Annotated in this window: 17 protein-coding genes; 11 read left to right on the forward strand and 6 right to left on the reverse strand. The window is 71.7% G+C overall.

The annotated features are described in order from the left end of the window. From VFV67_RS05055 to VFV67_RS05070, 4 genes are all read right to left on the reverse strand, one after another. The coding region (locus VFV67_RS05055; protein WP_414636180.1) for a DUF222 domain-containing protein at positions 1-438 on the reverse strand (438 nt) is incomplete at its 3' end. Next, on the reverse strand, positions 435-1,049 hold the full coding sequence (locus VFV67_RS05060) for a DUF222 domain-containing protein (RefSeq protein ID WP_326467566.1): 615 nt from the start codon (positions 1,047-1,049) through the stop codon (positions 435-437). The genes VFV67_RS05055 and VFV67_RS05060, both read right to left, overlap by 4 nt. 1,222 nt (positions 1,050-2,271) lie before the next feature. After that, entirely contained in the window at positions 2,272-2,973 is a 702-nt protein-coding gene (locus VFV67_RS05065; RefSeq protein ID WP_326467567.1) for a DUF305 domain-containing protein, read from the reverse strand. Next, on the reverse strand, positions 2,970-3,854 hold the full coding sequence (locus VFV67_RS05070; RefSeq protein WP_326467568.1) for a DUF3105 domain-containing protein: 885 nt from the start codon (positions 3,852-3,854) through the stop codon (positions 2,970-2,972). The genes VFV67_RS05065 and VFV67_RS05070 overlap by 4 nt, the downstream gene beginning before the upstream one ends. Before the next feature lie 113 nt (positions 3,855-3,967). Between VFV67_RS05070 and argS the strand changes: the two genes are divergently transcribed. The 6 genes from argS (at position 3,968) to rho (ending at position 12,911) form a co-directional block, all read left to right on the forward strand. Next, positions 3,968-5,626, forward strand: coding sequence for an arginine--tRNA ligase (gene argS, locus VFV67_RS05075; protein WP_326467569.1), 1,659 nt, complete (start codon positions 3,968-3,970; stop codon positions 5,624-5,626). 5 nt (positions 5,627-5,631) lie between these two features. Further along, positions 5,632-7,065, forward strand: a complete 1,434-nt coding sequence (gene lysA, locus VFV67_RS05080) for a diaminopimelate decarboxylase (protein ID WP_326467570.1) — start codon at positions 5,632-5,634, stop codon at positions 7,063-7,065. Further along, the gene (locus VFV67_RS05085) at positions 7,065-8,360 is read left to right on the forward strand and encodes a homoserine dehydrogenase (RefSeq protein ID WP_326467571.1); all 1,296 of its coding nucleotides are present in this window, start codon (positions 7,065-7,067) and stop codon (positions 8,358-8,360) included. Before lysA ends, VFV67_RS05085 begins: the two co-directional genes overlap by 1 nt. Continuing rightward, complete coding sequence (gene thrC, locus VFV67_RS05090) at positions 8,357-9,427, forward strand: threonine synthase (protein WP_414636181.1); 1,071 nt, start codon at positions 8,357-8,359, stop codon at positions 9,425-9,427. The genes VFV67_RS05085 and thrC overlap by 4 nt, the downstream gene beginning before the upstream one ends. Beyond that, positions 9,424-10,302, forward strand: a complete 879-nt coding sequence (thrB, locus tag VFV67_RS05095; RefSeq protein WP_326467573.1) for a homoserine kinase — start codon at positions 9,424-9,426, stop codon at positions 10,300-10,302. The genes thrC and thrB overlap by 4 nt, the downstream gene beginning before the upstream one ends. Before the next feature lie 629 nt (positions 10,303-10,931). Then, positions 10,932-12,911 carry a transcription termination factor Rho gene (gene rho / locus VFV67_RS05100; RefSeq protein WP_326467575.1) on the forward strand — a complete coding sequence of 660 codons (1,980 nt, stop codon included), beginning with the start codon at positions 10,932-10,934 and terminating at the stop codon, positions 12,909-12,911. 50 nt (positions 12,912-12,961) lie between these two features. On the opposite strand, the gene VFV67_RS05105 is transcribed toward rho, so the two are convergent. Beyond that, positions 12,962-13,339, reverse strand: a complete 378-nt coding sequence (locus VFV67_RS05105) for a hypothetical protein (protein ID WP_326467576.1) — start codon at positions 13,337-13,339, stop codon at positions 12,962-12,964. Positions 13,340-13,579: 240 nt separating this feature from the next. Between VFV67_RS05105 and rpmE the strand changes: the two genes are divergently transcribed. The 3 genes from rpmE to prmC all read left to right on the forward strand — a co-directional run bounded on the left by rpmE (position 13,580) and on the right by prmC (position 15,826). Continuing rightward, positions 13,580-13,798: a 50S ribosomal protein L31 gene (gene rpmE / locus VFV67_RS05110; protein ID WP_326467578.1), complete on the forward strand. Its 219-nt coding sequence runs from the start codon at positions 13,580-13,582 to the stop codon at positions 13,796-13,798. Positions 13,799-13,871: 73 nt separating this feature from the next. Continuing rightward, positions 13,872-14,954 carry a peptide chain release factor 1 gene (prfA, locus tag VFV67_RS05115; RefSeq protein ID WP_326467580.1) on the forward strand — a complete coding sequence of 361 codons (1,083 nt, stop codon included), beginning with the start codon at positions 13,872-13,874 and terminating at the stop codon, positions 14,952-14,954. 5 nt (positions 14,955-14,959) lie between these two features. Then, entirely contained in the window at positions 14,960-15,826 is an 867-nt protein-coding gene (gene prmC / locus VFV67_RS05120) for a peptide chain release factor N(5)-glutamine methyltransferase (protein WP_326467582.1), read from the forward strand. Here the strand turns inward: prmC and VFV67_RS05125 are convergent, their stop codons facing one another. After that, positions 15,827-16,579 (reverse strand): hypothetical protein, encoded by a 753-nt coding sequence (locus VFV67_RS05125; RefSeq protein ID WP_326467585.1) that lies wholly within the window; start codon positions 16,577-16,579, stop codon positions 15,827-15,829. 89 nt (positions 16,580-16,668) lie between these two features. Between VFV67_RS05125 and VFV67_RS05130 the strand changes: the two genes are divergently transcribed. Together VFV67_RS05130 and VFV67_RS05135 are read left to right on the forward strand one after the other, a co-directional pair. Next, on the forward strand, positions 16,669-17,466 hold the full coding sequence (locus tag VFV67_RS05130) for a tetratricopeptide repeat protein (protein WP_326467587.1): 798 nt from the start codon (positions 16,669-16,671) through the stop codon (positions 17,464-17,466). 19 nt (positions 17,467-17,485) lie between these two features. Next, positions 17,486-18,136 carry an L-threonylcarbamoyladenylate synthase gene (locus VFV67_RS05135; RefSeq protein WP_326467589.1) on the forward strand — a complete coding sequence of 217 codons (651 nt, stop codon included), beginning with the start codon at positions 17,486-17,488 and terminating at the stop codon, positions 18,134-18,136. Positions 18,137-18,138 lie beyond the last annotated feature (2 nt).

Genomic DNA, 18,138 nt, shown 5'->3' on the forward strand with positions numbered 1-18,138 from the left:
GCCGGGGAAGGCGCATCCGCGGTCGCGGGCGATCGATGTTGTGCGTTGTTCGGGTTTGACCAGGCGGTGCTCGCGTCCGACGTCGAGTGGCATGCCTTTGCTGTTGAGCACGATCGGGATGAGCCTGGCGTCGCAGGCGATCCGGCGTATTGCGCTGGCGGGCAGGAACGCTCCGCCGTCGAGGGTGGCGGTGCCGGTGGCCTGCAGCAGGGTGGTGAGGTCGAGGTAGACGTGTAGGTGGGGTTTGGTGCTGCCGGCGGTGCTGTTGTCGAGTTGGGCGGTGCTGTGGCAGAGCTGGGCGAGCGCGTCGCCGCGGCGGTGCTGAACCGACCGGGGATCGGGCACCCCCTCAGCCGGGGACTGTGGCAGGCTCAGCGCGCCGATCAGGCTGACCAGTTCCTCGCCGGCTTCGGGGTCGAGCTTGCCCCGGAATTTCACCCACCCGTCCGGCCGGGTGCACAGGTGCAGTTCGTTGGCGGTTCGGCGAGTGTGTCTTCTTGGTGTGGGTTGTGGCCGTCTTGGTCGATGCGGGCGAGCAGGATCCGCCCGTACTGGTTGACCACCCGCGCATCGGAGGTGCGCGCGGTGTGGGTCAGCGCGGACTCCACCACCTGCCTGTTTTCTGCTCCGGCCCACTCGGGTACGGCTGCGACCGCTTCGGCGATCGCTTCGAGGTGGTCGGCATCCAGCACCCCGGCCCGTGCTGCCTGCCGCACGATGGGGAGTTGGGCTGGCGCGACGTGTCCGGTCGGGGTGACCGCTACGGCGATCTGCTCGGCGTGTGTGATCAGGGTGGTGGCTTTGCGGGTGGTGATCCGCACCAGCTCGGCCAGGTATCGGGCTGGGCTGGCATACCCGGTGAACAATTCGGTGTGGTGGTGGGCGATGTCGTTGATGATGTCCAGCGCGGCGGCATAGTCCCGGCGCATTCTGGTGAAGATTTCTGTCAGCGCAGCCGGGAGCTCGGCACCGCGTAGGGCCGGGTATTCCTGGGTTGCGCTCACACCCGGAATTCTATCGACCGGTTCGACGGTTCCTAGATTGTTCACTCGATCAGGTGTTCGACGGGTGATTGTGCCATTCGCGTGGTTTTCGACGTGCGGTGCAGGGACATCTTTGCTGGGTTGGCGGGGGTTCCCGGCGGCGTCGGAACGCCCGGGGTGGGCACCGTGGCAGGGCTGGGCTCGGCGTTCCGCAGCCCGGCTGTGGACAGCCCGCCTCGGACACGAACACCGGGCGCGGGCCTGCCCACAACCGTGCACCGGGCAGGCAACCTCACCTTGGCAGACCCACCCGGTCGCGGACGGACGCCAACCGGGATTCGGTGGCTGGGATCGGCAACTCGTCCGCTGCAACGGGGAAGCTCAGTTGCCGGGATCGGCAACTCGCGCGCTGGGTTCGGTAACTGGGACGCTGGGCTTGGGAACTCGGGCGCTGGGCTCGGCCACATCGGCGCTGGGTTCGGCCACATGGCGCTGGGGTCGGGTCGGCCAGATAGGCGCTGGGCTCGGCAACTCGGCTGCGGGGTCGGAAATTCGATTGCTGGGGACTGCGACTCGGATGCTGGAGCCGAGAGTTCAGTTGCTCCGGCCGAGAGTTCGGTTGCTGGGCTTGGCAACTTGAGTGCTGCAACCGAGAGTTCGGTTGCTCGGTCGGGAATTCGGGTTGGTGGGCGTGGCAATCCAGCTGCGCGAGATGGGGTCGACAACTCGACTGCTGCAACCAAGAGTTCAGTAGCCGGGATCGGCAATTCGGATGCTGAGTCTGGGTCCTCGGCTGCTGGAACCATGAGTTCAGTTGCCGGGGTGGCAATTCGGGCGCTGAGGGCTGGGAACTCGGATGCTCAAGTCGGGGGCGCTGGTGCTGGCAACTCAGCTGCTGGAACCGAGAGTTCAGCTGTTCCGGCCCGGAGTTCGCGTGCTGGGTTGGGAACTCGGGTGCTCCGGCCGGGAGTTCGGGTGCTGGGGCTGGGGATTCGGGTGTTGGGGTCGGCAGTGGGAGCCGGCTGGCCGGCGCCGGGTTGGGAGCCAAGGTCGGGAGCCGCTACCGCCAATGGAACCTGGGTGCATGGGTCCGGGGCGGGCCGGGTTGATCAGGCAGGGCTTCGCCCTGCCCCGTGGTAGCCCAAGGCACCGCGCGAGGCTCTTTGTCAAGGGTCGCGAAGCGATCGCGCAGCGACGCCGAAGGCGCCCTTGACAAGGAGACGCGGTGCCTTAGCATGCCGGACCGCCCCGGACCCCCACCCCGACAACATGCACCAAATTCGAGAGCCTAGTTCACAGGCAACGGCCGAGCCCCCCGCTCCGCCAACATCTGCGTCATCAGATTAACTTCCGCAGTCTGCCCAGAAATCATTTTGCCGGCCAAATCCCGAACGTACCCCATGCTCGCATGCTCCGCCGCATACTGCGCCATCGGCACCGCCCCCTCATGATGCCGCAACATCAACTGCAAAAAGTATATGTCCGCCTCCGCCCCCGGCGCCATTCCCCGAAGTTTGTTCAGCTCCTCCGTCGTCGCCATTCCCGGCATCGTCGTGACATTCGCCCCCACGGTCGTCGTCCCGTGCGCATGCCCGGCCCCGCCCATCCACGACATCGGTGCCCGACCGATGTCCGGCAGCTCCGGCTGCTCCCACACGGTCAGCCAGCCGTCCATCTCCCCCGCCTGGGACAGCTGCGTCGACTCGATATCGAACGCCAGCGAATGCAACGCCGGATCCGTCGTCCGGTCCCGCTCGATCCCGGCCATGGTGATCGCCTGGAAATGGTGCACCCGCATGTCCTGCGCGAACCCCACGTCCACCGAGTCGGCACCCGGAATCGTCGGCGCATCCTCCCGCGCCACGCCGATCAGCATCCCGATCGCCGCGCCCATGAACAGCACCACCACGGTCGCGACGACGAAGACCAGAACCCGACGCCCGCCCGCTGGGGGGCGGGCGTCCTCGGTCAGGCCCTCGTCGGCGGTCACTGGCTGGGCGGTGCCGCCGCCCCGGAACTCGCCGGAGCCGGCGCCGGCGCCGGCTCGGACGGCGGAACGGCCCCGCTGGGCACCGGCGCACCGGACGGGGCGGTCTGCGCCCCGGTGCCGTCCATCTTGACCGCGTCCGCACCCGGCGGCTCGGGCACGAACGGCGGCGGGCTGCTCACGTTGAACGCGGTCGGGTCGGCGGCGTCACACCGGCCGCCCGGCTCCGGGTTCTGGTACTGGTTTCCGCGCAGCGACTTGATGAAGTCGTCGATCCGGGTGTCGTCGGCGGAGTCCAGCTTGAGCCGGTGCCCCCAGGACTGCAGCGAGATCGGCCGGTCCAGCCCGGGGTAGGGCGACAGCATCATGTACTGCTGCCCCTCGACCTTGGTCTTCAGCTTGTCCAGCGCCGCGTCCTTGATCTGTTCCGGGTTGTACGCGATCCACACGGTGCCGTGCTCCAGCGCGTGCACCATGTTCTCGTTGCGCACCGCGGTCGGGTACACCACGCCGGTGCAGTCCGCCCAGACCCCGTCGTGCGGCCCGCCGAACGGCGGCGACTGGTCGTAGGCGACCCGCTGCTCGGCGGTGACGTGCTGGCCCTGCGCGTACTCCTTGCGCTCGACACCGGGGATGTTCTGGGACGGGTCCCGGTTGTCGTCCGAGACGACCCACTTGGTCTTCTCGTTGATCTGCATGAACGCGTAGGTGAACACCCCGCCGGCGAGCAGCAGAACCCCGATCACCGCGATGATGGTGCCCCACGGCTTCGGCTTCTTGGCCACCACGGAGGCCGAACGGGCCGCGCGTACGCTCTTCCCCTTCGCCGAGGATCCCTTGCCCCTGGATCCGCTGGCGCCCTTGCTCTTAGTCCCGCTGGCCATACCCGCTCCGGCCCCGTCTCGTTGGATTACGTCGAGTGCACGGCTGTGCAGCGGCCAGTGTAAGGACCCGGTGTCTGCCCAGCGTCAACTGCCCGCTGCCTACACTTCCCAGAGTGACCCCAGCCGCACTCGCCGAACTGGTCCGGGCCGCCGCGGTGGACGTGCTGACCAGCCGAGCCCTCGACCCCGCCGTGCTGCCCCCGGTGGTGACCGTCGAGCGCCCGCGCAACCCCGAGCACGGCGACTATGCCACCAACCTGGCCCTGCAGGTGGCCAAGAAGCTCGGCATCGCCCCCCGGGAGCTGGCCGGCTGGCTGGCCGACGCGCTGGCCGCGGCGGACGGCGTGACCGCGGCCGAGGTCGCCGGGCCGGGCTTCATCAACCTGCGGATCGCGGTGGCCGCCCAGGGCGCGATCGTGGCCGACGTGCTGGCCGCAGGCGAGTCGTTCGGCAACGGCGACGCGCTGTCCGGCCGCAACATCAACCTTGAGTTCATCTCGGCGAACCCGACCGGGCCGCTGCACCTGGGCGGGACCCGCTGGGCCGCGGTCGGCGACGCGCTCGGCCGGGTGCTGAGCGCGCAGGGCGCCAAGGTCGTCCGCGAGTACTACTTCAACGACGCCGGCACCCGGATCGACCGGTTCGTGGTGTCGCTGATCGCCGCCGCGCAGGGCGAGCCGACCCCGGAGGACGGCTACGCCGGCAGCTACGTGTCCGACGTCGCCGCCGAGGTGCTCCGCCGGGAGCCGAGCGCGCTCGGGCTGCCCGACCCGGAGCGGCACGAGCTGTTCCGCCGGGTCGGCGTCGGCCTGATGTTCGAGCTGGTCAAGCAGTCGCTGCACGAGTTCGGCACCGACTTCGACGTCTACACCCACGAGGACTCGCTGCACGCCTCGGGCGCGGTGGAGCGGCTGGTCGAGCAGCTCAAGCGGGACGGCCGGCTGTACGAGGCGGACGGCGCCTGGTGGCTGCGCACCACCGAGTACGGCGACGACAAGGACCGGGTGGTGATCAAGAGCGACGGCACGCCCGCCTACGTCGCCGGGGACATCGCCTACTACGAGGACAAGCGCAGCCGCGGCTTCGACCTGTGCATCTTCATGCTCGGCGCGGACCACCACGGCTACATCGCCCGACTCAAGGCGATCGCCGCGGCGATCGGCGACGACCCGGACACCGTCGAGGTGCTGATCGGCCAGATGGTGCACCTGGTCAAGAACGGCGAGCCGGTGCGGATGAGCAAACGGTCCGGCACGGTGGTCACCATGGAGGACCTGGTCGACGCGGTCGGCGTGGACGCCGCCCGCTACTCCCTGGTCCGGTCCTCGGTGGACTCCACCCTCGAGGTGGACCTGGACCTGATCGCCTCCCGCACCAAGGAGAACCCGGTCTTCTACGTCCAGTACGCGCACGCCCGGATCTGCCGGGTGCTGGAGAACGCCGAGCGGTTCGGCATGTCCGGCGCGGGCACGGACGTCGCCCTGCTCACCCACGAGCGGGAGGGCGAGCTGCTGCGCACCCTCTCCGAGTTCCCTCAGGTGGTGGCGACCGCGGCGGAGCTGCGTGAGCCGCACCGGGTGGCCAGGTACCTCGAGCAGCTCGCCGGCGGCCTGCACAAGTGGTACGACACGGACGACTGCCGGATCCTGCCGAGGGGTGACGAAGAGGTCCAGCCGGTGATGACCGCCCGCCTGCAGCTCTGCCTGGCGGTGAAACAGGTGCTGGTGAACGGGCTCGCCCTGCTCGGTGTCACCGCACCGGAACGGATGTAGCCGTCATGCGCGCGCACCCGGCAGGTCCACGGCACGCGGAAGTCCTGCCGCCGGCCAACACCGGCGGTCCGCGACCGTCCACACCGGACGAACTGGACGAGCTGCCGGACGTGGTGTGGCCGCGCAACGCCTGCCGCGGCCCGGACGGCGCGGTGACCCTGGCCGGGGTGGGCGTCGGCGAGCTGGCGGAGCGCTACGGCACCCCGCTGTTCGTGGTCGACGAGGCCGATTTCCGGTCCCGGTGCGCCGAGCACGCCGCGGCGTTCGGCGACCCGGCGCTGGTGCACTACGCCGCCAAGGCGTTCCTGTCCGTCGAGGTCGCCAGATGGGTGGCGCAGGAGGGGCTGAGCCTGGACGTGTGCAGCGGCGGCGAGCTGGCCGTGGCGCTGCGCGCGGGCTTCCCGGTCGAGCGGATCACCTTGCACGGCAACAACAAGTCCAGCGCCGAGCTGACCGCCGCGGTGACCGCCGGGGTGGGCGCGGTGGTGCTCGACTCGTTCTACGAGATCGCCCGGCTGGATCAGATCGCGCTGGAGGCCGGCGTGGTGCAGCAGGTCCTGGTCCGGGTCACGGTGGGCGTCGAGGCGCACACGCACGAGTTCATCGCCACCGCGCACGAGGACCAGAAGTTCGGTTTCTCGCTGGCCGCCGGGGACGCGGCCGAGGCGGTGCGCCGGGTGCTCAAGTCCGAGGGCCTGCGTCTGGTCGGGCTGCACAGCCACATCGGCTCGCAGATCTTCGACGTGGACGGGTTCGAGGTGGCCGCGCACCGGGTGATCGGCCTGCTGGCCCGGCTGCGCGACGAGCACGGCGCCGACGCGCTGGCCGATCTGTCTACTGTGGACCTTGGGGGTGGGCTTGGCATCGCCTACACCGCCGACGACGACCCGCCGGCCCCGGGGTGGCTCGCCGATCAGCTGCGCACGATCGTGGCCAAGGAGTGCGAGCACGCCGGCCTGCCGGTGCCGCGGATCGCGGTCGAGCCGGGCCGGGCGATCGTCGGCCCGGGCACGGTGACCCTCTACGAGGTCGGCACGATCAAGGATGTGGCGCTGGGCGGCGGGCACGGCCGGCGCTACGTCAGCGTCGACGGCGGGATGAGCGACAACATCCGCACCGCGCTCTACGACGCGGTGTACGACTGCCGGCTGGTGTCCAGGTCGGCCGGCGAGGGCGAGCGCGGCGACGGCGCGGTGCTGTGCCGGGTGGTGGGCAAGCACTGCGAGTCCGGTGACGTGGTGGTGCGGGACTGCTGGCTGCCGGAGAACCTCGGCCCGGGCGACCTGATCGCGGTGGCCGCCACCGGCGCCTACTGCTACGTGATGTCCTCCGGCTACAACCGGTTGCCGAGGCCGGCCGTGGTCGCGGTGCGCGACGGCGGGTCGAGGTTGTTGCTGCGCAGGGAAACCGACGACGATCTGGTCAGGCTGGAAGTGTGATGACGGAGCCACTGAAGGTCGCGCTGCTCGGGTGCGGCAACGTCGGGTCCGAGGTGGCCCGGCTGCTCGTCGAGCAGCGCGCCGACCTGGCCGCCCGGATCGGGAAACCGGTCCAGCTGACCGGGATCGCGGTGCGCCGGCCGAACCGGCACCCGGGCGTGCCGGCCGAGCTGCTCACCACGGACGCGGCCGCCCTTGTGGACTCCGATGTGGACCTGGTGGTCGAGGTGATCGGCGGCATCGAGCCGGCCAGGACCCTGCTGCTGGCCGCGCTGCGCTCGGGCAAGTCCGTGGTGTCGGCGAACAAGGCGCTGCTCGCCGAGCATGCCGCCGAGCTGTTCGCCGCGGCCGACGAGGCCGGGGTCGACCTGTACTTCGAGGCCGCGGTGGCCGGGGCGATCCCGCTGCTGCGCCCGCTGCGCGAGTCGCTGGCCGGCGACCGGATCAACCGGGTGATGGGGATCGTCAACGGCACCACCAACTTCATCCTGTCGGCGATGGACGAGACCGGCTCGGGCTACGCGGAGACGCTGGAGGAGGCCAGCCGGCGCGGTTACGCCGAGGCCGACCCGACCGCCGACGTGGACGGCTACGACGCGGCGTCCAAGGCGGCGATCCTGGCGTCGCTGGCGTTCCACACCAGGGTGACCGCGGCGGACGTGTACCGGGAGGGCATCTCCGCGGTGACCGCGGCGGACGTCGCCGCCGCGCGGGTGCTCGGCCGCACGATCAAGCTGCTGGCCATCTGCGAGCGGGTGTCCGAACCGGACGGCTCCGAGTCGGTGGCGGTCCGGGTGCACCCGGCGATGATCCCGCGCGGCCACCCGCTTGCCGGCGTGAACGGTGCGTTCAACGCGGTGTTCGTCGAGGCGGACGCGGCCGGGCAGCTGATGTTCTACGGCCAGGGCGCGGGCGGGGCGCCGTCGGCGAGCGCGGTGCTCGGCGATCTGGTCGCGGTCGCCCGCAACCGGGTGGTGGGCGGGCGCGGGCCGGGCGAGTCCGCCTACGCCGCGCTGCCGGTGCTGCCGATCTCCCGGGCGAACACCCGCTACCACCTGAGCCTGGACGTGGCCGACCGGCCCGGTGTGCTGTCCGCGGTGGCCTCGGTGTTCGCCGAGCACGACGTGAGCATCGCCGCGGTGCGGCAGGAGGGCCGGGCCGGCGACGCCAGCCTGGTGATCGTCACCCACTCGGCCCCGGACGCGGCACTGCGGTCCACTGTGGACAAGATCGCCGGACTGCCCGCGGTGCGCGAGGTGGTCAGCGTGATGCGCGTGGAGGGCGAAGAGCCGTGAGCGTGGCGATCGAACCTACCTGGCCCGGGGTCGTCCGGGCGTATCCGAACCGGATCACGTTACCGGCCGGGGCAAAGGTGGTGACCCTGCACGAGGGGGGCACCCCGCTGCTGCCCGCGCCGCACCTGTCCGAACTGTCCGGATGCCAGGTGCTGCTGAAGATCGAGGGTGCCAACCCGACCGGCTCGTTCAAGGACCGCGGCATGACCGTCGCGATCAGCCACGCGCTGGCCGCCGGGATGAGCGCGGTGATCTGCGCGTCCACCGGCAACACCTCGGCCTCGGCCGCCGCCTACGCCGCGCGGGCCGGGTTGACCTGTGCCGTGCTGGTGCCGCGCGGCAAGATCGCGCTGGGCAAGCTGGCCCAGGCGGTGATGCACGGCGCGCGGATCCTGCAGATCGACGGCGGCTTCGACGACTGCCTGGAGCTGGCCCGCAAGACCGCGGCCGAGTTCCCGGTTGAGCTGGTCAACTCGGTCAACCCGGTCCGGCTGATCGGCCAGCGTAGTGCCGCATGGGAGATCTGCGACGTGCTCGGCCGCGCGCCGGACGTGCACTGCCTGCCGGTCGGCAACGCCGGCAACATCACCGCCTACTGGCAGGGCTACCAGGCCTACGCCGCGGACGGGATCGTCCCGGCCACGCCCCGGATGTTCGGCTTCCAGGCCGCCGGGGCGGCGCCGCTGGTGCGCGGCGAGCCGGTACGCGACCCGGAGACGGTGGCGACCGCGATCCGGGTGGGCAATCCGGCGTCCTGGGCGGGTGCGGTGACCGCCCGGGACGAGTCCGGCGGCCTGTTCGACGCGCTGCCGGACGAGCGGATCCTGGACGCCTACCGGCTGCTGGCCGCGCGCGAGGGGGTGTTCGTCGAGCCGGCATCGGCGATCAGCGTGGCCGGTCTGCTGGCCACCGCGGCGGACGGCCGGCTGCCCGCGGGCTCGGTGGTGGTCTGCACGCTGACCGGGCACGGTCTGAAGGACCCGGAGACCGCGCTGCGCGGCATGGTCGAGGTGGAGCCGGTTCCGGTCGACCCGACGGCGGTCGCGCACGCCCTCGAGCTCACGTGAAGATCCGGGTTCCGGCCTCCAGCGCGAACCTCGGGTCCGGGTTCGACGCGCTCGGCCTCGCGCTGGCGCTCTACGACGAGGTCGAGGTCGAGCCGGCCGGGTCCGGGCTGACCGTGTCGGTCACCGGCGAGGGCGCGGACTCGGTGGCCACCGACGCCTCGCATCTGGTGGTGCGGGCGCTGCGGGCCGGGGCCGAGCGACTCGGGCTCGAGCTGCCCGGCATCGTGCTGCGCTGCGCCAACGCCGTTCCGCACGCCCGCGGGCTGGGGTCCTCGGCCGCGGCGATCGTGGCCGGGGTGGCCGCCGCCTACGGCCTGGCCGGCCGGGACCTCGACGCCGACGCGCTGCAGCTGGCGGCCGAGTTCGAGGGGCATGCCGACAACGTGGCCGCGAGCCTGCTCGGCGGCCTGGTGCTGGCCTGGCGGGAGGGCAGCCGGTACCGCGCCATGCGGTTCGAGCCGCATCCCGACCTCCGCCCGGTGGCGCTGGTTCCGGCCGGCCGGTCGGCCACCGCGGAAACCCGCGGCCTGCTTCCGGACCGCGTCCCGCACGCCGACGCCGCGTTCGCCGCGGCCCGGTGCGCCCTTGCCGTTGCGGCGATCACCGCCGAGCCGGACCTGCTGCTCGCCGCCACCGAGGACCGGCTGCATCAGGACTACCGGGAGAGCGCCTGGCCGGCGACCATGCGCGTGGTCCGCGCGCTGCGCGAATCCGGTGTCGCCGCAACGGTTTCCGGCGCCGGGCCGACCGTGCTGGCGCTGACCACGGACGGGAAGCTGCCGGACGTGGACCTGACCGGCTTCACCGCGCGGGAGCTTGCGGTGGCCCGCACCGGGGTCACCGTCACCGGCGGCCACCACAAAGGACAGCGGTGACCCAGCGAGGCGAGGCGGGCACCGGTGGTGAGTCGGGCGGGTATCCGCCGGACGAATCCGGCGCGGCCGGGCGTCGGTGTGGTCAGCGTCACGTGCGGATCGGCCGGGCCGGCCGCGCCGCGCCGCGCGGTTTGCCCGCGGGCCGGCCTCGACTTCGGCTGGAGTCCGGCTCTGGTTCCGGAACCCGCGCGGAATATCGGTCAGCAGCAACGAATTCCGGTGGTCGTGCGGGAACGCCGGGAATAGTGCCGGGGTGTCCAGGGTTGTCTCTGTTGAGCCACGCCGGCACCCCGGTTGTTGCACGTTGAGTGAGTGCCGTCTACCCTCGTGGGCGTTCAGTCACCGCGCGCGCGGGCGCCCGGTGCAGTTCCCGGGGAGTTCATTCCGGGTCGCATCTACTGCCAGGATGGCGGCTCGGCCTGTCAGGCCTGAGTCGGCGTTGGCAGGTACCCGATGAGGTGGTGACCGAAATACTCCGCGTTGGCGATCAAGTCGTCCGCATGGCACGCCAGATGGCCAAGGCTGCGGCGAAGGTCAGCCAACAGCGGGGATTACGCCGTCTCGCGTTCCGTCGGGCGGCGGGTCCGCTGGTCAGCGTTGGAGGCGTGGACCGGTTAGGAAGGACATTGGTGAGCAACACTGATTTGCTGAGCAACGGTGCGGCCACGGGCGCGGCTGGAGCCGACGCTGGTGCCGGATCGACAACCGAGGCACCCACGCCTCGTTCCGAGTCGGCGGAGAAGGCGCAGACCAGCGGCGCCAACGGCGGCACGCCGAAGCGCCGCGCCGGGTTGACCGGCATGGTGCTGGCCGAGCTCCGCGAGCTGGCCGGTCAGCTGGGCATTCCCGGCACCGCCGGCATGCGCAAGGGCGATCTGATCGCCGCCATCAAGGAGCGCCAGGGCGGGTCCGGGGCCGCCGCTGCGGACACGCTCCCGCTCGGTGGGATAGAGGACCGCGGCCGATCGGCCGGAACCAGGAGCAGCCGTCCGGCGAAGGCGCAGGCGCCCAGTGCGAAGCCGGCCGAGAGCAGGAGCGAGCAGCCCGCCGAGGTGAAGGCCGAGGGCGCCGCCCAGGAGACCGCCGAGACCGACGGCGACACCGGTCGCCGCGAGGGCAGCCGGCGCCGGCGCGGCGCCAGCCGTCCGGCGGGCAGCCCGTCCGAGCGCACCGCCACCGAGGAGGGCCGGACGCGGACCGAGGAGCGTGAGCGTTCCGGCGGTCAGGGCAACCGCCAGCAGGACAACCGGTCGGACCGGTCGGAGGGTCGGCAGGACCGGTCGGACCGGTCGGAGGGTCGGCAGCAGGACAGCCGGCACCAGGACAGCCGGCACCAGGACCGTCAGCAGGACGATGACGACGACGACCGCGGCGGTCGCCGTGGCCGCCGGTTCCGTGACCGGCGTCGGCGTGGCAGCGGTAGCGGCCGGGCCGAGGGCGGCAACAACGACACCGAGATCCGCGAGGACGACGTGCTGTTGCCGGTCGCCGGCGTGCTGGACGTGCTGGAGAACTACGCCTTCGTGCGCACCTCCGGCTACCTGGCCGGGCCCAACGACGTCTACGTCTCGCTGTCCCTGGTGCGCAAGTACGGCCTGCGCCGCGGGGACGCGATCACCGGCCTGGTTCGCCAGCCCCGGGAGGGCGAGCAGCAGCGGCAGAAGTTCAACCCGCTGGTGCGGGTGGAGAGCATCAACGGCCTGGATCCGGACGCGGCCAAGAGCCGGCCGGAGTTCACCAAGCTGACCCCGCTCTACCCCAACGAGCGGTTGCGCCTCGAGACCGAGCCGCACGTGCTGACCACCCGGGTGATCGACCTGGTGATGCCGGTCGGCAAGGGCCAGCGGGCGCTGATCGTCTCGCCGCCCAAGGCCGGCAAGACCTCGGTGCTGCAGGCGATCGCGAACGCGATCACCACGAACAACCCCGAGTGCTACCTGATGGTCGTGCTGGTGGACGAGCGGCCGGAAGAGGTCACCGACATGCAGCGGTCGGTGAAGGGCGAGGTCATCGCCTCGACCTTCGACCGCCCGCCGTCGGACCACACCACGGTGGCCGAGCTGTCCATCGAGCGGGCCAAGCGCCTGGTCGAGATGGGGCACGACGTGGTCGTGCTGCTGGACTCGATCACCCGGCTCGGCCGCGCCTACAACCTGGCCGCGCCCGCGTCCGGCCGGATCCTGTCCGGTGGTGTCGACTCGACGGCGCTGTTCCCGCCCAAGCGGTTCCTCGGCGCGGCGCGCAACATCGAAGGTGGCGGTTCGCTGACCATCTTCGCCACGGCGCTGGTGGAGACCGGCTCGGCCGGTGACATGGTGATCTTCGAGGAGTTCAAGGGCACCGGCAACGCCGAGCTCAAGCTGGACCGCAAGATCGCCGACAAGCGGATCTTCCCCGCGGTGGACGTGGACCCGTCCGGCACCCGCAAGGAGGAACTGCTGCTCTCGCCGGACGAGCTGGCGGTGACCGTCAAGCTGCGCCGGGTGCTGCACGCGCTGGACAGCCAGGCGGCCATCGAGCTGTTGCTGGACCGGCTGCGCAAGTCCCGGACCAACATCGAGTTCCTGATGCAGGTGGCCAAGACCACCCCGGCGATGAACGACGACTGAGCAAAGCGCTCGACGAAGGGGCCTTCCCTGGTGGGAGGCCCCTTCGGCGTTCAGGCGATCGGGATGACCTTGTCCCGTTCCCGGGCGATCAGGATGCCGAGCGCGATCACCGCGGGCGACCCGGCGAGCATGGCCACCGGGGCGGGCACGGTCAGGTCGGTGAGCGCCACGCCCGCGGCGCACACCAGCAGCGGGTAGCCGAGCCGGGCCACCCAACGCAGCCGCCGGCCGCGCCAGTCGACCGCGGTAGCCAGGACCGCGGTGCCGGCCGCGGCCGGGCCGGCGACCACGGCGGACGGGGTCACCTGCCAGTCGGCGGCCAGCAGGACGCCGCCGAATCCGGTCACCCCCAGCACGGCGACGGCGAACAGCCAGGGCGCCACCAGCCAGGCCCGGATGGACAACAGTCCGTGCTCGTCAGGGGGCACGAACCCAGTCTGCCGATCCGGAGGGGAGTCGTCCGGATACTATCGGTGATGAACAGAAAAACTGCGCCGAGCGGGCTTCGGTGCGCGACGAACGGTAGTTGAACGGTTACGCCCCGGTGCGGAATACCCGTACCAGCGGTGACGTTCTTCCGTCTGGCACACTGTGAGGTCGAGTCCGGCACCGGTTCACCCCGATCAACGCCACGGGGACCCGGCGGCCGCAACGAGAGGACAAGATCTGTGAAGACCGGTATCCACCCCGAGTACGTCGTCACCGAGGTGGTCTGCGGCTGTGGCAACACCTTCACCACCCGCAGCACCAAGGCTTCCGGCAACATCCACGTCGAGGTCTGCTCCAACTGCCACCCGTTCTACACGGGCAAGCAGAAGATCCTGGACACCGGTGGCCGGGTCGCGCGCTTCGAGGCGCGCTACGGGAAGCGCCAGAAGAAGCAGTAGCTGACGCCACGGCGCCTGCCCGTTACCCACGGGTGGGCGCCGTTTGCCGTGTCAGCGACCAGGGGAGGCAACGGTGGACTCCGCCACACTCGGTGAGCTGCTCTCCGAGTACGACGAGCTGGAGCGCGCACTCGCCGACCCGGACGTGCACGCCGACCAGAACCAGGCCCGCAAGCTGGGCCGGCGCTACGCCGAGCTGACCCCGGTGGTGCGGACCCTGCGTGAGCTGGAGACGGCCCGCGAGGACCTGACCGCCGCGCGCGAGCTGACCGCCGAGGACGACACCTTCGCCGCCGAGGCCGACGCCCTGGCCAGGCGGATCCCGGAGCTGGAGGCCAAGCTCACCGAGCTGCTCGTGCCGCGCGACCCGTACGACGCCTCCGACCTGCTCATGGAGATCAAGTCCGGCGAGGGCGGCGAGGAGTCCGCGCTGTTCGCCGGCGACCTGCTGCGGATGTACCTGCGCTACGCCGAGCGGCACGGCTGGCGGGCCGAGGTGCTGGACGGCACCGAGTCCGAGCTGGGCGGCTACAAGGAGGCCACGGTGGCCATCAAGGCCCGCAGCGAGGGGCCGGACGGGGTCTGGTCCCGGCTGAAGTTCGAGGGCGGCGTGCACCGCGTGCAGCGGGTGCCGAGGACCGAGTCGCAGGGCCGCATCCACACCTCCGCGGCCGGCGTGCTGGTCTACCCCGACGTGTCCAACGCCGACGACGCCGGGATGGAGATCGACGACAAGGACCTGCGGGTGGACGTGTACCGCTCGTCCGGCAAGGGCGGGCAGAGCGTGAACACCACCGACTCCGCGGTGCGGATCACCCACCTGCCCACCGGGATCGTGGTGTCCTGCCAGAACGAGCGCTCCCAGCTGCAGAACAAGGCCCGCGCCATGGAGGTGCTGCGGGCCCGGCTGGCGGCCGCCGCCGAGGAGGAGGCGGCCAGACAGGCCGCGGACAACCGGCGCAGCCAGGTTCGCACGGTGGACCGCTCCGAGCGGGTGCGCACCTACAACTTCCCGGAGAACCGGATCTCCGACCATCGGGTCAACTACAAGGCCTACAACCTGGACCAGGTGATCGACGGCGATCTCGACGGCGTGCTGGACGCCCTGGCCGAGGCCGACCTCGCCGAGCGGCTGGCCGCGCATTCCGGCGGATGAGCCCGGTGACACAGCGGTTGCCGTTGCGGCTGGCGATCCAGGACGCGGAGCGCAAGCTGGCCGAGGCCGGGGTGGACAGCCCGCGGGTGGACGCCGAGCTGCTCGCCGCGCACGTGCTCGGTGTGGAGCGGAGCCGGCTGGCGCTGGTGCCGCTGATCGACCCGCCGGTGCTGGACGCGCTGGCCCGGCTGGTCGCCGAGCGGGCCCGCCGGGTGCCGGTGCAGCACCTGACCGGCGCGGCGGCGATGGGCCCCCTCCCGATCATGGTCGGCCCCGGGGTGTTCGTGCCCCGGCCGGAGACCGAGCTGCTGCTCGCCTGGGGGCTGGCCGAGCTGCGGCCGGTGGCCACCCCGTTGGTGGTCGACCTGTGCACCGGCTCCGGCGCGCTCGGTCTCGCGCTGGCCCACGCCCGGCCGGATGCCACCGTGCACGGCGTCGATCTCGACCCGGCGGCGCTGGCCTGGGCCCGGCGCAACGTGGAGGCCAGGCACGCGGCCGGGGACACCCCGATGCGGCTGCACGCCGGCGACGTGGCCGACCCGGAGCTGCTCGCCGACCTGGACGGCCGGGTCGACCTGGTGCTGTGCAACCCGCCCTACGTTCCGTGCGGCACCGAGGTGCCGCCCGAGGTGGCCGAGCACGACCCCGGGCACGCCGTGTTCGGTGGCGCGGACGGCCTTGACGTGATCCGGCACGTGGTGCGCTGCGCGGCCCGGCTGCTGCGCCCGGGTGCTTCGCTGGCCATCGAGCACGACGACACCCAGGGCGAGGCGGTGCCCGCGCTGCTGTCCGCCCGCCGGGTGCTCACCGCCGTCGCCGACCACCCGGACCTGGCCGGCCGGCCGCGGTTCAGCACCGCCCGCCGGGTCTGATCACGGCCGCGCGTTGGCCACCATCGCCTCGTAGATCGGCACCATCGCCTCCCAGTGCGCCGCCGGGGCGGCGGCGAGCAGGAAGTACTCCTGCCCGCCGGTGCGCCAGTACAGCGACCGCACGTGTTTGATGCCGGAGCTCTCGCGGTGCTCGAACTCCCACTGCACCGCGTCGTGCTCGCCGTGCCGCGCCGGGGACAGCATGATCCGGCGGTAGTCGTCGGTGCGGTCGGCGAACCCGTCCTCGTAGCGCAGGTGCGAGTCGTCCATCGCGATGGCCGGTGCCGCCGCACCGCCGAACTTGACGTACCGGGCGGCGTCGGTCGGGTCGGTGGCCTGCACCGCGCCGGGTCCGGTGCTGCGCATCGACAGCCAGCCGGCCGGGATCACCGTGCGCAGTCCGCCCGGGCCGGTCACCAGCTGGAAGCCGTCCGGGGCGGCGGCCGGGCCGGGCGGGACGGTCGTCGTCGCCGGCCGCGGCGGAATGGTCACCGTGGCCTCGCTGGTGCGGAGCTCTCCGCCGGAGTCGTCCGGGAGCGTCGGCGGCACCTGGGTGCCGGTGCTGGGCAGCGGGTCGATCCGGTAGCTGGGTGTGTTCGCGGCCGGCGTGGTGGTGCGTTGCTCGGCCACGCCCGGCGCGCTGAGCAGGGCGACCCCCAACATGACGCTGGCTACCAGGTAGCCCGCCGCGAACGTGCCCGCGAGCCAGTGTGAACTGACCCGTCCCCGTAGACCCGCCAGCCGACCAAACATGCGCACTTCCACACACGCGACCCCCGACATTGGCGTACCGAGAGTAGCCTGCCGACCTGGGTGATCCAATGCTTCGAGCTTGGCAAGATGTGATCGGCAAATGGCAAATCGAGCTGCCGGGCGCCGGTCACGAGCCGTCCGAGGGCTGCCGCGCGTTCGATCGCGGCCGGTCCGCGCTGGTGGCGGGGCGGTTGGACGAGGCGACGGTGGAGTTCGAGCGCGCCGCCGGGTTGCGCGACGATCCACTCGATCAGGTGGGCCTCGGCGACGTGCACCTCGCCCGGGGGCACTGGCAGCAGGCGGCCGAGTGCTACCGCCGCGCGCTGACCGCCGACGGCACCAACCAACTCGCCCAACTGGGCGTCTCGCAGCTGCTGGTCGGCCAGGGCCGGGCGGCCGAGGCGATCCCCGACCTCGAGCGCATGGTGGCCGAGCGGCCGGACGAGCCGGTGCTGCGCTACTACCTGGCCAGCACCTGGTGCTCGGTGGCCGAGCAGTGCCGCAGCCAGACCTGCGACGAGGTGCTGGTGATCACCAGCGAGGACCAGCTGCGGGTCTGCGAGCAGGCGGCGCGGCGCATCCTGCAGCTCGATGTGGACGACGACGAGCTGACCAGGGGAGCGCGCCGGCTGCTCGCCGAGGTGACCGCCGGGCGGCGGTGGAGCTGGGCGCCGGAGGGCATCGCGGTCAGCCTCACCGTGCTGGTGATCTCGCTGGGGTTCACCACGGTGGTGGCCGGCGGGGCGCTGGACAGCGTCGGCCTGGTGATCGCCGGAGTGCTGGTCGGCGCGGCCCTGCTCTACCTGATCGTGCTGCGGTTCCGCCGCCAGGCCTGGCAGCTGCGGGCCGAGTCGATCGCCCGCTCGATCGCGAAGCCCGGACTGTGAGCCGATAGGGTCCGCCAGCATGAGCACCGTCTACGACTGCAGCGTGCCGCGTGACCGGGCCGACGGCCTGCAGGCGGCGGCCAGCGCGGTGCGCGCCGGTCAGCTGGTGGTGATCCCGACCGACACGGTCTACGGCATCGGATCCGACGCGTTCTCGTTGTCGGCCGTGAATTCCCTGCTCGCGGCCAAGGAGCGCGGTCCGGACATGCCGGTCGGCGTGCTGGTCGGCTCCTGGAGCACGATCGACGGGCTGGTGCTGAGCGTGCCGCTGCAGGCCCGCAAGCTGATCGAGGCGTTCTGGCCCGGGGATCTGTCCATCGTGCTGCGGCACGCGCCGTCGCTGTCCTGGGATCTCGGCCACACCAAGGGGACCGTGATGGTGCGGATGCCGCTGCACCCGGTGGCGCTCGAGCTGCTCCGGGAGACCGGGCCGATGGCGGTGTCCAGTGCGAACCGGTCCGGGATGCCCCCGGCGGCCACCGTGGACCAGGCGCGGGAGCAGCTCGGCGACGCGGTCCGGGTCTACCTGGACGGCGGGCCGAGCGGCGATCCGGTGCCGTCCACGATCGTCGATCTCACCGGCGACGACCCGTTGGTGCTGCGTGAGGGCGCGGTCCGCCTCGAGGCGGTCGCCGAAGCGCTGGGCGTCGAGGTGGGCCGCGCCGGGTAGCC

Source organism: Actinophytocola sp., from assembly GCF_035762905.1.
Classification (GTDB): domain Bacteria; phylum Actinomycetota; class Actinomycetes; order Mycobacteriales; family Pseudonocardiaceae; genus DASYTH01.